We start from the raw sequence: 14,292 nt of genomic DNA, 5'->3' as shown, positions 1-14,292 counted from the left end.
ACGACTGCCGTCAACCTCATGATCAACGCTGGGTGGGGTGGGGGTGGGGTTGGCGGGGGTGGGGTGATCGGGTTGACTGGGTGCCGTGCTGAGGGTGGGGTTGACCGGCGGGATCGGTTCGGGCAAGAGTGCGGTGGCGGCACGGCTGGTCGAGCGGGGCGCGGTGCTCATCGACGCCGATCTGCTCGCCCGGGAGGTCGTCGCACCCGGCACCGAAGGGCTCGCCGAGCTCGTCGCCACCTTTTCCGACCGGGTGCTGGACGCCGACGGGGCGCTGGACCGAGCTGCCCTGGGTGATCTGGTCTTCGCCGACGAACCGGCCCGGCGCAGGCTGGAGGCGATCGTTCACGGCCGGGTCCGGGCCCGTACGGTCGAACTGACCGCCGCCGCCGCGTCGGACGCCGTGGTGGTCAACGATGTCCCGTTGCTGGCCGAGGTGGGACTGGCGCCCGCCTACCACCTGGTGGTCGTGGTGCAGACCGGGGTGCACATCCGGCTGGCGCGGCTGGCCCGCGACCGGGGGATGAGCCGGGCGGAGGCGCAGCGGCGGATCGCCGCCCAGGCCGACGACGCCCGCCGCGCGGCGGTGGCGGATGTGCTGCTGACCAACGAGGGCACCCTCGACGAGCTGCACGAGGCGGTCGACGCGCTCTGGCACGACCGGCTGGTGCCGTTCGAGGCCAACGTGCGGTATCGGCAGGCGGTGCGCCTGCATCAGGTCAGGTTGGCCGAGCCCGACCCGACCTGGCCGAGGCAGTACGCCCGGCTGGCGGACCGGATCCGGCACGCCATCGCCCCGGCCGAGCTGCGGATCGATCACATCGGTTCGACAGCCGTCGCCGGCCTGGCCGCCAAGAACGTCATCGACATCCAGCTCAGCGTGCCCTCCCTCGCCGAGGCCGACGGCGCATTGGCCGAGCGGCTGGCCGACGCCGGTTTCCCGCGGCTGCCAGGCGAGTGGTGGGACAGCCCTCGACCGGCCGGCAGCGGCCGGTGGGCGAAGCGGCTGCACGGCAGCGCGGATCCGGCCCGCCCGGTGCACCTGCACGTGCGAGTGACCGGTTCGCCGGGCTGGCGGTACGCCCTGCTGATGCGCGATCACCTGCGGGCCGATCCCGACCAGCGGGCCGCGTACCTGGTACTCAAGCGGGAACTGGCCGCGTCCGCGCCGGACAGCGGCACGTACGCCACGGCAAAGGACCCCTGGTTCGACGAGGAGCATCTCCGGGCGGAGGAGTGGGCCGTACGCACCGGTTGGCGTCCCTGACGGCTCGCCGAGGTCGTCTGGGCGGGTACCCGGTAGCCCGCTCAGCGCTGCTTCGGCGGTGTCAGCCGTGGTACCCGGCCCGGGGCCAGGTCGAGCTGTGCCCAGGCGCCCGCCCGGGTCGGCAGTTCCAGCCGGCGCAGCATCCCGGACCGGTCGACCCAGTAACGCAGCGGCCCTCGGGCCGTGTCGACCTGCACCACGTCGACGGTGGCGCCGGCGAGGCTGTCGCCGCGTACCCGTTGCGCACGGCCCTGGACGCCGGTGCGCTGTGCGGCCTGTAACGCGGCGGCCACCAGCGGGTCGAGCGGCTGCGTGCGATGCGGCCCCGCCCGCCAGCCGGCGGCCGGTGGCGGCAGCGGCGGACGCGCGGACGCGCCGGTGCCGTCGATCCGGGTGACCTTGCGGCCGTGATGGCGGACCAGGGTGCGTCGACCCTCCACGTCGAGGTCGGTGACGCCGAGGTACGCGTTGCCCGACGTCCAGCTGAGCCAACCGCTGCCGCGCAGGTTGGTGGCGGCGGAGACGGGCATGGTCAGGGTCGCCGTTGCTCCGCCGGCCGCTCGCAGGCGGGCCGGCAGCCGACGCCAGCGGTCCCGCTCGGTGGCGGTCAGGGCGCGGGGCAGACCGGGCCGGCCGCCGAGCGCCTCGACCGGTCGCAACGTCGGCCGGTCCGCCCGGTTCACGGCCACCGTGACCGGCCCGATTCCGGCGAGGTCGGTCTGTACCCGGTGCAGCCGGCCGGCCCGGTCCAGCCAGTAGCGGACCGGGACGCCGGTGTCGGCCGTGGCGGCGGGTCCACGGCTCGCCGACGGACCGGCGCCCGGCGTCGACACCTCCAGCACGTCGACCGGCTCACCGTTGAGGTGTTCGCGGCCAACCCAGCGGCCGGCCCAGCGGCTCATCGATTCGGGTCGGTCGGCGGCGAGCGAGAAGATCATCCCGAGTAGCGGATCGAGCCGCCGGTCGGCGGGTAGCCGCCACCCGTCGGCCGGTGGCACCAGCGGCGGCATGGCCGGCGTCGGTACCGCCACCGGATCGGGCCTGATCACCAGCACGGTGGGAGTGGCCTGGGCCAGACCGCGCGACGGGCCCGCGCCCGGGCCACCCACGTCGAGATAGGCCAGCCTCCGGGCCCAGTCGACCCAGCCGAGCAGGTCGGTGCGGGCGGCGTCGGCACCGGCGGTGACATGCAACCCGGCGCGCAGCTCGCGGTAGTTGGTCACCCGCATGACGGCCAGACGTTCCCGCTCGGCAGTTGTCAGGTCCCGTGGCGGCGGCCCGTCCGGTGTCCAGTTGACCAGCGTGGCCACCAGCAGCACGGCGGAGAGCACCGCGGTGAGGGCCAGCCCGGCGAGGGTGAGACGACGTCGGTGGCTGGCCGTGCGCCGCGGGTCGTCGGCCCCGGTGGCCGCCCCGGCCAGATCCTCCTCGTCAGTGCGGTTCCCGGCGGCCAGATCGAGCAGCCCGCCGGTGACCACGGCCCGGCGGACACCCGGCCGGGACTGCGGTGGCCGGCCGGCCGTCTCGGTGTTGTCCAGGTGCAGGACCGCGGGTGGCGCGATGCCGGCGCGGTGGCGGCGGTCGGCCGCGCGGTGCCGGCGGTTGCGGGTACGGGGGTGACCCGTCGGCCCGGCGTTGCTGGTGGCGGCCGGGTCGTTCCGGCTGGTCGGCAACGGCGACGAGCCGGTACGGATGCTGCCGGCCGGGCTGTCGCCGCTCGCCGGCCCGTCGGGGCGGCCCGGGTCGGTGCGCAGATCCTGGCGCGCGCGGCGGCGGTTGGCGGACGGCGGTGGTGAGCTGTTCTCCACGGGAGGATGAACGGCCGGAAGCACGCCGGGGTGACGAGCAGGGGCGCTCGCGGCGGCCGGTCAGCGCGATCCGCGCGACCACGTCCGGTGCGCACGCCAGGCATGCCGGGTGCTGCGACCCTCGGTGCCGGGGGCGGCGTGGCCTTGTGCGGCCCGCCACCGGCCCGGTCGGCCGCCGCGAGCGGCCTACAGGAAAAGCGTAGCCGGGTGAGAAGAACCACACAATGCGAATATCGAAGCCGATCACGTGCCGCACGTAGTCGCCGGGAGGCGGGCGGACCCCGACGTCCCGCGCCGCGCGCCCGACGAGCGCCTCCACCGGTGTCGACCTGGCGGTCCGTCGGGTCGCGGGGGGCTGGAAGGGGGTTGGCTGTCGGAGCCCCGGCGTACCGTTGACACCATGGCGCTCGACATACCCCGGCTCGACGGCCGTTTCCAGGTCATCAGTGATTTCCAGCCGGCCGGTGACCAGCCGGCGGCGATCGACGACCTGGAGCGGCGGGTGCGTCGCGGCGACCGGCACACGGTGCTGCTCGGCGCGACCGGCACCGGCAAGAGCGCCACGACCGCCTGGCTGATCGAGCGGCTGCAACGTCCCACGCTGGTGCTGGCACCCAACAAGACGCTCTGCGCGCAGTTGGCGAAGGAGTTCAGCGAGCTGCTGCCGGACAACGCGGTGGAGTATTTCGTCTCTTACTACGACTACTACCAGCCCGAGGCGTACATCCCGCAGACCGACACGTACATCGAGAAGGATTCCTCGATCAACGAGGAGGTCGAGCGGCTGCGGCACTCGGCGACGATGTCGCTGCTCACCCGGCGCGACGTGGTGGTGGTCGCGACCGTCTCGGCGATCTACGGTCTGGGCACCCCGGAGGAGTACCTCGACCGCGCGGTACGGGTGGCCGTCGGCCAGGAACTCGACCGGGACCAACTGTTGCGCCGCCTGGTCGACATCCAGTACACCCGCAACGACATGGCCTTCCAGCGCGGCACCTTCCGGGTCCGCGGCGACACGCTGGAGATCATTCCGGCGTACGAGGAACTCGCCGTACGCATCGAGCTCTTCGGCGACGAGGTGGAAAAGCTCTACTACCTCAACCCGTTGACCGGTGACGTGGTGCGCGAGGTGGACCATCTGTTGATCTTCCCGGCGACGCACTACGCGGCCGGGCCGGAGCGGATGGAACGGGCGGTCCGCGACATCGAGTCGGAGTTGGGCGAGCGGCTGGCCGAGCTGGAAAGGCAGGGCAAGCTGCTGGAGGCGCAGCGGCTGCGGATGCGCACCACCTACGACATCGAGATGATGCGGCAGGTGGGCTTCTGCTCGGGCATCGAGAACTACTCGATGCACATCGACGGCCGGCTACCCGGCAGCCCGCCGCACTGCCTGCTGGATTACTTCCCCGACGACTTCCTCACCGTGGTCGACGAGTCACACGTGACGATTCCCCAGATCGGCGGCATGTACGAGGGAGACGCCTCGCGCAAGCGGATGCTGATCGACCACGGGTTCCGCTTGCCCAGCGCCGCCGACAACCGGCCGCTGCGGTTCGACGAGTTCCTGGAGCGGGTCGGCCAGATGGTCTTCCTGTCGGCGACCCCCGGTCCGTGGGAGCTGGAGCACGCCCAGGGCGAGTTCGTGGAGCAGGTGATTCGCCCGACGGGTCTGGTCGACCCGGAGGTGGTCGTCAAGCCCACCAAGGGCCAGATCGACGACCTGATGCATGAGATCAAGCTGCGGACCGAGCGCGACGAACGGGTGCTGGTCACCACGCTCACCAAGAAGATGGCCGAGGACCTGTCCGACTATCTCCTGGAGAACGGCATCCGGGTGCGTTACCTGCACTCCGAGGTCGACACGCTGCGTCGGGTGGAGCTGCTGCGCGAGTTGCGTCGGGGCGACTACGACGTGCTGGTCGGCATCAACCTGCTGCGCGAGGGCCTCGACCTGCCCGAGGTGTCGCTGGTGGCGATCCTCGACGCGGACAAGGAAGGATTCCTGCGCAGCGGCCGGTCGTTGATCCAGACCATCGGCCGGGCGGCCCGTAACGTCTCCGGCCAGGTGCACATGTACGCCGACAAGGTGACCCCGTCGATGGCGGACGCGATCGAGGAGACGAACCGTCGGCGGGCCAAGCAGATTGCTCACAACGAGGCGCACGGCATCAGCCCGGAGCCGCTGCGCAAGAAGATCCACGACATCCTCGACGACATCTACCGTGAGGCGGAGGACACCGAGGCGACGCGGGTCGGCGGTGCGGTGCGGCAGCTGTCACGAGGCAAGGCACCGGTCAAGGAGACCCGCAGCCGGGCCCGGGGCGGTGCGGCGATCCCGGCCCGCGAGGGCATGGCGCGGGCCGAGTTGGCGCAGCTCATCCAGGAGCTCAACGACCAGATGCTGGCTGCCGCGCGGGAGTTGCAGTTCGAGTTGGCCGCCCGGATCCGCGACGAGGTCGCCGACCTGAAAAAAGAGCTGCGGGGGATGGACGCCGCCGGTGTGCGGTAGGTGCCGCCAGGCGGAGCATCCACATCCCACGGTGGAGGAGTAGCGGAATGCGAGCGTCCTATTGCGCTAAGTGATCGCCCTGCGTACTCTCCCTCGGTGGGGAGGCAGGGATGCCGTTGCCAACGAGTCCGGTCATTCGACGTGCGCGACTGGGCGCCGAGTTGCGTCAGCTACGCCGACGGGAGGCGCTGACGCTGGAACAGGTGTGTGAGCGACTCGGTTGGGCGTCCACCTCCAAGCTGTCCCGCATCGAGCTGGGGCAGAGCCGGCCCGACCTGGCCGACGTGCTCGACCTGCTCGACGTCTACGAGGTGCCGTCGCTGCAGCGCGACGCTTTGATCGTCATCGCCCGGGACGCGGCGACCAGTCGAGGCTGGTGGAAGTCTCTGGGGGAGATGAGTGAGCGGCAGCGCACGTACGCCGAGCTCGAGGCCGGGGCGGCGGGCATCGTGGAGTACCAGCCGGTGATCGTGCCCGGCCTGCTGCAGACCCCGGCGTACGCCCGACTGCGCATCGTCGCCGGTCAGCTCATCGACCCGACGGTGGACGTGGAGGCCGACCTGCGGGCCCGCGCCGCCCGGCAGGCGGTGCTGCGTCGCGTCGAACCGCCCCGCTACACGGCGCTGGTCACCGAGCTGGCCTGCGAGCCGGGGGACGACCCGCTGGAGGTGTGGCGCGAGCAGATGGGGCACCTGCTCGAACTGGCCGCCCTGCCGCATGTGACGATCCGGCTGCTGCGGGTCGGCGCGGGCGGACGCCCGCTGCCGCTGACCCCGTTCTCCTGCTACTCCTTCCCGGACCCGGCGGACCCCCGCACGGTGATGTTGGAGGCATTGACCACGGATGTGCGGCTGACCACCGCGATCGACGTCGACCGGTACGAACAGATGACCGACTGCCTGCTGGAGACGGCTTTGCCGGCGGAGGAGACGGTGCGGCTGCTGTCCCGCCGGCTCGACCGATGACGCATCGCACCTGCCGCCGGTCGACGGGTTGGCAGTGCGTGCACGGTCGTCGCGTCGGCACCGGACCCGGCGCCCCCGAAGCCGTCGGGGCACGGTGCCGACGCGAGACGCACGATAGGTGGACGGTGTGACACTTTCTCGGTTCGGTGCGTGATGATCTGGGGCCGGTCAGCTGGCGAGGGCGCGAGCCGCGACGGTGAGGTCGGCGGCCAACCCGTCGTACGCCACGTCCTGGTTGTCGGCCCGGAGCACGGCGGACGGGTGGATGGTGGCCGGCAGCTGGGCCGGCAGGCGGTGATGTGCACCCGGTCGGGGGTCTGGTGGATCCGGCGTTTTCCGCGCCGTCCGCGAACCGAACGCACCATCGGCGAAGCGGAAGTGCTCGACGGCGTTGGTGAGGTAACTGTGGGCCGGGTCCAGCTTGGCGTCGTCGACCGCCTTGCGTAGCAGCCGGCCAGCGGGGCCCACAAAGGGCAGCCCCTTCTGATCCTCCATGTCGCCGGGCTGCTCGCCGACGAAGACCACCCTGGCTTGGCGCCGACTTCCGCCTCCCGGTCCGGGGATCGAGCACTCCCGGGGCCGCAGCCCAGGTCCACCCGCCCCGGCCAGCCCAAGACGCCGGCCCACGTCGGTCAGCCCCAGCAAGCCCAGGACGCCGACCCACGTCCGCCAGCCCGGGCCAGGCCAGGACGCCGGCCCCACGTCGGCCAGCCCAAGCCAGCCAGGATGCCGGCACGGGATGCCGGCCGTGCCGGCCCGATATACCGCAACTTGGGGTATCCGCTGGACGGAAGGGCCCGAGATGCCGCAAGTTGCGCCGCCGCAACTGCTGACGCCCACCTCCCTGCCGCAGACCCACGCCGCATCAACAACATCGGCGATCTCGCCGGCCCCGAGCCCTATCGAAGCAGCAACATCGGGGATGTTGCCGCCTCAAACCCGCCTCATGCAGCAACATCGGGGATGTTGTTGCCTCAACTCCCAAACTCGCCTCAGGCTGCAACATCGGGGGATAGTGCAGCGTCGGCGGCGTTGTGTGGGGCCCTGGGTGGTGTGGGGGCGCGGGGCCGGTCAGGCGGGTACGTCGACGAAGTGTTCGACTCGCGGCGGCGCGGCGAAGTGCGGTCCGATCAGCTCCCGCCAGCCGGCGAACCGCTCGGTGGCCCGGAAGTTCTGCTCGTGCGCCTCGACCGAGTCCCACTCGACCAGCAGCACGAAGCGGGAGGATGACTCCAGGCCCCGGGTCATGCGTACCGAGCGGCAGCCGGGCGTGCCGGCGAGCAACGGGTGCCCCTGGGCGTACGCGGCGGTGAACGCCTCCTCGTGGCCGGGGATGACATCGATGAGCGCTACCTCAAGAACCATGCCGGCAGCCTGTCACATCGCCGCCGGACCCGTGCCTGCTGGCCGGCCTTACGCCGGGCGTCGCCGGGCGTCGCCCGCGCCAGGCCGCGCCGCGCCGCGCCAGGCCGCGCCGCGCCAGGCCGCGCCGCGCCGCCGCCCACCCGGTAACCCATCCTCCTAGGATGCCTAGCGGGGGTGGGGCTGTCGTCTCGCCCGGCAGGGCGTACCGTGTGCCGGTTGCTGGGTGGCGACCGGAGGAATGAGACTGTGAACGTGTCCGGACTGGTGTGGGCGGCGACGCTCGCGGCCCTGACCACGGTCCTCGTGGTGGACCTGCTCATCATCGGGCGCCGGCCGCACGAGCCGAGCGTGCGGGAGTCGAGCCTCTGGGTCGCCTTCTACGTCGGGTTGGCCCTGCTGTTCGGTGGCGGACTGTGGCTCACCGCCGGGGCGAGCGTGGCGGGGCAGTTCTACACCGGCTGGCTGACCGAGTACAGCCTCTCGGTGGACAACCTGTTCGTGTTCGTGATCATCATGGCCCGCTTCGCGGTGCCCCGGCAGTACCAGCAGAAGGTGCTGCTCATCGGCATCGTTCTCGCGCTCGTCATGCGGGGTGGTTTCATCGCCGCGGGCGCGGCGTTGATTTCGCAGTTCACCTGGGTCTTCTACATTTTCGGGGCGTTCCTGCTCTACACCGCGATCAACCTGGCCCGGCAGGGTGAGTCGAGCGAGGAGGAGTTCACCGAGAACGTCCTCATCCGCTGGAGTCGGCGGGCGCTGCCCATCTCCCGGGGCTACGACGGCGCGCGGTTGACCGTGCGGGAAAACGGCCGGCGGATGTTCACGCCGATGCTCATCGTCATGATCGCCATCGGGACCACCGATCTGATCTTCGCGCTCGACTCGATTCCGGCGATCTTCGGAATCACCCAGGAGCCGTACCTCGTCTTCACCGCCAACGTGTTCGCACTGATGGGGCTGCGGCAGCTCTACTTCCTGCTCGGCGGGCTGCTCGACCGGTTGATCTACCTGAGCCACGGGCTCGCGGTGGTGCTCGGCTTCATCGGGGTCAAGCTGATCCTGGAGGCGCTGGCGGAGAACAATGTGGGGTTCATCAACGGCGGTGAACACGTCGGTTGGGCGCCGCACATTCCGATCTGGCTGTCACTGCTGATCATCCTGGGCACCCTCGCGGGGGCCACGGCGGCGAGCCTGATCAAGTCCTCGCGGGACCGGCGACGCGAGCTGGCCGCGTCCCGCCGCTGAGCGGCGGGTGTCTGTCGCGCCGATCATCGGGTACGGCACCCTGTATGGGAGGGGGCGACATGATCAGTGAGCGAGCGAACGCATCGGACTGGACACTCGTCGGCGCACCCAACGCACGGGACCTCGGTGGACTGATCGGTGCCGGGGGGCGGCGGGTACGACCCGGGCGGCTGATCCGTACGCCGGCGTTGGGCCGGCTGACCGACGAGGACCTGCCGGTGTTGGCGAAGCTCGAACCGGCCTGCGTGGTGGACCTCCGCGCCGAGTCGGAGGTGTCGGTGGCGCCACCGGACCGGCTGACCGGCGAGCCGACGGTGGTGCACCTGCCGGTGCACGATCCGGCGCATCCGGTCTTCACGTACGTCTCGGCCGTGCTGCTCGGCCATGACCTGAGCGAGTACGCGGAGTTGGCGCGGCAGGGGACACCGGCGGCGATGGCCGCGATCTACCGCTGGTTCGTCACCGGGGACTCGGCCCGGGAGGGATTCGCCGCTGCCGTCCGGCTGGCGGCCGACGGGCGTAACCTGCCGCTGATCTACCACTGCTCGGCGGGCAAGGACCGCACCGGTTGGCTGACCGTGGTGCTGCTGCACGCCCTCGGGGTGGACGAGGCCGCGATCCGCGCCGACTACCTGGCCCACAACCCGTTGACGGAGAGCCTGCGCGAGGTGCTGGTCGATGCGATGCGGCAGCGTCACCCGGGGCTCGACGAGACGGCGGTCCGGCCGGTGCTGGAGGTACGCCCGGAGTACCTCGACGCCGCGTACGCACAGGTGCGGCAGGTGCACGGGTCGTTCGGGGCGTACCTGCGCGACGGCCTGGGGGTCACCGAGGAGACGGTGGCGGCGCTGCGGGAGAACCTGCTGGACTGAGCGTGGTGAGGTCGTGGCGGGCCTGCCACACCTCACGGGAGATGTCGGCCACCAACTGGTTGGCGTCCACGTCGGCCCGAGCGTCGGTCTGGTCGTCGCCGAATGTGGTGCAGACGACGAGCACATAGGTCTCGGCGTCGGCGGGGTAGACCACCGCCGCGCCGTGCCGTACGCCGCGTACCCAGCCGTTCTTGTGAGCGAGCCGGACGCCGGGCGGCAACCCTTCGGCGATGTCCTGACGGATCTGCTGGGCGCAGAGCACGTCCAGCATGGCGGCGCAGCCGGCCGGTGAGGCGACCGGGCCGGGGCGACTCGCGCCGGTGGCGACGGCACCGAGCAGCGCGGCCAGATCGGCGGCGGTGACCAGGTTGGTGATCTGGGCCTCGCGGGCGGCGAAGTCCTCGATGCCGCGCCCGGTGACGCTGTGCCGGGCGCCGGCCAGCCGCCAGACCTCGGCCACCGCGGGCAGGCCGACGTGCTGGATGACAAGGTTGGTGGCGAGGTTGCTGGAGCGGACGATCATCCGTTCGGCCAGCCAGCGCAGCGACGCCCGCCCGCCGAGGCGGTCCCACACGGCCTCGTCGTTGTCGTACGCCCGTCGGCAGGAGTACGGCGGGGCGTCCGGCCGGGCGGAGGTGAACCGGTTGACCACCTCGACCGGGGCGTCCAGATCGAACTGGCCGGCCTCGGCGGCGCGGTGCAGCGCGGCGAGCACGGCCAGTTTCATCGTGCTCGCCGCGTAGTGGGTGGCCTCGGCGTACCGGGTCCAGGCGGGTGGGGCACCGAGGTGCCCCGCGTACACCGAGATGGTGCCGGGCTCCCGGTCCAGCCGCGCGCGGAGGTCTGCTGCGGCCATCGGTCGCCTCAGCCGGCGTGCTTGCGGCGGGCTGCGGTGCGGGCCCGCTGGGTCTGGTCGAGCACGACCTTGCGGATGCGCACGGCGGCCGGGGTGACCTCGACGCACTCGTCCTCGCGGCAGAACTCCAGCGCCTGCTCCAGTGACAGCTTGCGCGGCGGAATCAGCTTCTCGGTCTCCTCGGCGGTGGAGGAGCGCATGTTGGTGAGCTTCTTCTCCTTGGTGATGTTGACGTCCATGTCGTCGGAGCGGGAGTTCTCCCCGACGATCATGCCTTCGTACACCTCGGTTCCGGGCTCGACGAAGAGCGTGCCGCGCTCCTGGAGGTTCATCATGGCGAATGCGGTGGCGGCGCCCGAGCGGTCGGCGACCAGCGAACCGTTGTTGCGGGTCCGCAGCTCGCCGAACCACGGCTCGTACGACTCGAAGACGTGGTGCAGGATGCCGGTGCCCCGGGTCTCGGTGAGGAACTCGGTGCGGAAGCCGATCAGTCCACGGGCCGGTACCAGCCACTCCATCCGGATCCAGCCGGTGCCGTGGTTGACCAACTGCTCCATCCGGCCCTTGCGGGTGGCAAGCAGCTGGGTGATCGCGCCGAGGTACTCGTCGGGCGCGTCGATGGTGAGCCGCTCCACCGGCTCGCAGGTGCGCCCGTCGATCTCCCGGGTGACCACCTGGGGCTTGCCGACGGTCAGCTCGTAGGACTCGCGGCGCATCTGCTCCACCAGGATGGCCAGGGCGAGCTCGCCGCGGCCCTGCACCTCCCAGGCGTCCGGTCGCTCGGTGGGCAGCACCCGCAGCGACACGTTGCCGACGAGTTCCTTGTCCAGGCGGTCCTTGACCATCCGGGCGGTGACCTTGGCGCCCTTGACCCGGCCGACCAGGGGCGAGTTGTTGGTGCCGATGGTCATGGAGATCGCCGGCTCGTCGACGGTGATCAGCGGCAGCGGGACCGGGTTCTCGGCGTCGGCGAGGGTCTCGCCGATCATGATCTCGGGGATGCCGGCGACCGCGATGATGTCGCCCGGGCCGGCACTGTTCGCGGGCTTGCGCTCCAAACCCTCGGTCATCAGCAGCTCGGAGATACGGACCCGCTGGGTGCTGCCGTCGGTGCGGCACCAGGCCACCGACTGGCCCTTGGCGATGGTGCCCTGCCGCACCCGGCACAGCGCGAGGCGGCCGAGGAACGGGGAGGCGTCGAGGTTGGTGACGTGCGCCTGCAGCGGGGCGTTCTCGTCGTACGCGGGCGGCGGGATGGTGTCCAGCAGGGTGCGGAACAGCGGCTCCAGGCTGTGGCTGTCGTCCGGCACGGAACCGTCGGCGGGCTGGGTCAGTGAGGCGATGCCGTCGCGGGCGCAGGCGTAGACGATCGGGAAGTCGATCTGCTCCTCGTCGGCGTCGAGGTCGAGGAAGAGTTCGTAGGTGTCGTCGACGACCTCTTTGATCCGGGCGTCCGGGCGGTCCACCTTGTTGATCACGAGAATGATCGGCATCCGGGCCTTGAGGGCCTTGCGGAGCACGAACCGGGTCTGCGGCAGCGGTCCTTCGCTGGCATCGACCAGGAGCACCACCCCGTCGACCATGGTCAGGCCGCGCTCGACCTCGCCGCCGAAGTCGGCGTGACCGGGGGTGTCGATGATGTTGATGGTGACCGGATCCGAGCCGTCGGCGGGCAGGTAGCGCACGCCCGTGTTCTTGGCCAGGATGGTGATGCCCTTCTCCCGTTCCAGGTCCATCGAGTCCATCACCCGCTCGGTCACCTCGCCCCGGGCGCCGTAGGCGCCGGCCTGCCGCAGCATGGCGTCGACCAGGGTGGTCTTGCCGTGGTCGACGTGGGCGATGATGGCGACGTTGCGGAGGTCCGTGCGAAGCTGCATGAGCTCCATCCTCCCGCCTGCGCGGTAGCCGCGTGGCGTCGGGGTCACCGGAGAGCGGGGCGGCGCGGTGACGGAGGGCACTGTCACACTTGCAGGGCAGTTCTGCCGAGGTGATCCGGGGGCGCCGTGCACGATCTGCTCAGTTCGGTGCAGAGCCTGCCGCCGTGGCTGATCTATGTGGTGGCGGCGCTGATCGTGGCCGCCGAGACGGCACTGATCATCGGTCTGGTCGCGCCCGGTGAGGCGACCCTGCTGCTGGTGGGCTTCCTCACGTACACCGGCACGTTGCGGCTCGGACCGGCGTTGCTGGTGATGATCGCCGCCGCCGCGCTGGGGGACGCGTTGGCGTTCCGCGCCGGCCGGCGCTACGGGCCCCGGCTGCGGGCCAGCAGGTGGGGCGCCCGGGTGGGGCCGCAGCGGTGGGCCCGAGCCGACGCGATGCTCGACCGGATGGGTGGGCGAGGTGTGCTGACCGCCCGCTGGGTGGCGTTCGCCCGCACGCTGGTGCCCCGACTGGCCGGTGCGGCCGGCATGCCGTACCGCCGGTTCGCGCCGTGGAACCTGGCCGGGGTGAGCACCTGGGTGGGCGCCTCGGTGCTGGTCGGGCACCTGGCCGGCGAGTCGTACGAGACGGTCTCCCGGCTGCTGGGCCGGGCCACCGGAGCGGTGCTGGTGCTGCTGGCCGCGCTGGTCGCGGTGGTGTTGGCCGGTCGCTGGCTGGGCCGGAACCCCGATCCGGCCCGGGCGTTGCTGACCCGGGCGGCCCGGCTGCCGCCGCTGCGGTGGCTGTCGGCCCGTTACGGACTGCTGTTCTTCCTGCTGAGCCTGCGCCTCGGGCCGGCCTGGGCGTTGCTGGCGAACCTGGCCGTCGGGGTGGTGCTGCTGTTCGTGGTGGCGCTGGTGATCGCGTGGGTCCTGCGGGTGGTGGTCCGGCACAGCGGGTTGGCCCTGGTCGACGGGGCGATCGCGGGCTGGTTCGCGGCGCGGCGTACACCCGACGCGGTGGAGGCGACCCAGGCGGCGGTCTCGCTGCTGCGTGGCTCGTCGCTGATCGTGATGGTGGCGGTGGTGGCCCTGGTGCAGGCCTGGCGGCAGCGGCCCTGGCGGGCGGACCTGCTCAGTGTGGTCGGCACGGTTGGTGCCTTCGTGCCGCTGGTGGTGCTGGCGGCCGTGGCGGACCTGGCCGCCGGTGGGCGGGTGGTGCTGTTCTCCACGCAGAACGTGGTGGTGACGGCGAGCCTGTGCACGCTGGCGTGGCTGTTGTCGCGAGGTGCCCGATGGCCGGTGGCGGTGGCCGCGTGGACCGTCGCGGCGGCCGGCGTGGTCACCATCGGCGGCGCCCGGCTGTACCTGGGGCTGAGCACGGCCAGCGGCACGGTGGGCGCGGTGCTGCTCGGTGCCGCCTGGACGGCGGTGTTCATGGTCGCTTGGGCCACCCGGGACCGTGCGGTGACCGGCGGTACGTCCGCCGTCGGGTGAGGCGGGCGCCGGGATCCCGGCGGCGGTCGCGGGGCCACGCGCGACGGGC

Annotated in this window: 11 protein-coding genes; 6 read left to right on the top strand and 5 right to left on the bottom strand. The window is 71.7% G+C overall.

Translation table 11 applies throughout. The annotated features are described in order from the left end of the window. Positions 1 to 85 precede the first annotated feature (85 nt). Positions 86 to 1,267 (top strand): dephospho-CoA kinase, encoded by a 1,182-nt coding sequence (gene coaE / locus O7601_RS26855; protein ID WP_281563850.1) that lies wholly within the window; start codon positions 86 to 88, stop codon positions 1,265 to 1,267. Between the two features lie 41 nt (positions 1,268 to 1,308). Here the strand turns inward: coaE and O7601_RS26850 are convergent, their stop codons facing one another. Further along, positions 1,309 to 3,075, bottom strand: coding sequence for a hypothetical protein (locus O7601_RS26850; protein ID WP_281563849.1), 1,767 nt, complete (start codon positions 3,073 to 3,075; stop codon positions 1,309 to 1,311). A gap of 400 nt (positions 3,076 to 3,475) precedes the next feature. On the opposite strand from O7601_RS26850, the gene uvrB reads away from it, so the two are divergent. Both uvrB and O7601_RS26840 read left to right on the top strand, forming a co-directional pair. Next, the gene (gene uvrB, locus O7601_RS26845) at positions 3,476 to 5,584 is read left to right on the top strand and encodes an excinuclease ABC subunit UvrB (protein WP_281563848.1); all 2,109 of its coding nucleotides are present in this window, start codon (positions 3,476 to 3,478) and stop codon (positions 5,582 to 5,584) included. A 110-nt stretch (positions 5,585 to 5,694) separates the two neighbouring features. Beyond that, complete coding sequence (locus O7601_RS26840; RefSeq protein WP_281563847.1) at positions 5,695 to 6,549, top strand: helix-turn-helix transcriptional regulator; 855 nt, start codon at positions 5,695 to 5,697, stop codon at positions 6,547 to 6,549. A gap of 168 nt (positions 6,550 to 6,717) precedes the next feature. On the opposite strand, the gene O7601_RS26835 is transcribed toward O7601_RS26840, so the two are convergent. Continuing rightward, positions 6,718 to 7,176 carry a uracil-DNA glycosylase family protein gene (locus O7601_RS26835; protein WP_348650221.1) on the bottom strand — a complete coding sequence of 153 codons (459 nt, stop codon included), beginning with the start codon at positions 7,174 to 7,176 and terminating at the stop codon, positions 6,718 to 6,720. A 444-nt stretch (positions 7,177 to 7,620) separates the two neighbouring features. Further along, positions 7,621 to 7,914 (bottom strand): antibiotic biosynthesis monooxygenase family protein, encoded by a 294-nt coding sequence (locus tag O7601_RS26830; RefSeq protein WP_281563846.1) that lies wholly within the window; start codon positions 7,912 to 7,914, stop codon positions 7,621 to 7,623. Between the two features lie 246 nt (positions 7,915 to 8,160). Between O7601_RS26830 and O7601_RS26825 the strand changes: the two genes are divergently transcribed. Then, entirely contained in the window at positions 8,161 to 9,159 is a 999-nt protein-coding gene (locus O7601_RS26825; protein WP_281563845.1) for a TerC family protein, read from the top strand. Positions 9,160 to 9,218: 59 nt separating this feature from the next. Then, positions 9,219 to 10,031, top strand: a complete 813-nt coding sequence (locus O7601_RS26820; protein WP_281563844.1) for a tyrosine-protein phosphatase — start codon at positions 9,219 to 9,221, stop codon at positions 10,029 to 10,031. Here O7601_RS26820 and O7601_RS26815 read toward each other — a convergent pair. Further along, positions 9,985 to 10,887 carry a serine hydrolase gene (locus O7601_RS26815; protein WP_281563843.1) on the bottom strand — a complete coding sequence of 301 codons (903 nt, stop codon included), beginning with the start codon at positions 10,885 to 10,887 and terminating at the stop codon, positions 9,985 to 9,987. The genes O7601_RS26820 and O7601_RS26815 overlap by 47 nt on opposite strands. Positions 10,888 to 10,895: 8 nt before the next feature. After that, positions 10,896 to 12,764 (bottom strand): translational GTPase TypA, encoded by a 1,869-nt coding sequence (gene typA / locus O7601_RS26810; RefSeq protein WP_281563842.1) that lies wholly within the window; start codon positions 12,762 to 12,764, stop codon positions 10,896 to 10,898. A gap of 126 nt (positions 12,765 to 12,890) precedes the next feature. On the opposite strand from typA, the gene O7601_RS26805 reads away from it, so the two are divergent. Further along, positions 12,891 to 14,243 carry a DedA family protein gene (locus O7601_RS26805; protein ID WP_348650220.1) on the top strand — a complete coding sequence of 451 codons (1,353 nt, stop codon included), beginning with the start codon at positions 12,891 to 12,893 and terminating at the stop codon, positions 14,241 to 14,243. Positions 14,244 to 14,292 lie beyond the last annotated feature (49 nt).

It is taken from the genome of Verrucosispora sp. WMMD573, from assembly GCF_027497175.1.
Lineage (GTDB): Bacteria > Actinomycetota > Actinomycetes > Mycobacteriales > Micromonosporaceae > Micromonospora.
The sequence above is the reverse complement of the archived record's forward strand: the minus strand, read 5'-3'. Positions and strand labels throughout refer to the sequence as shown.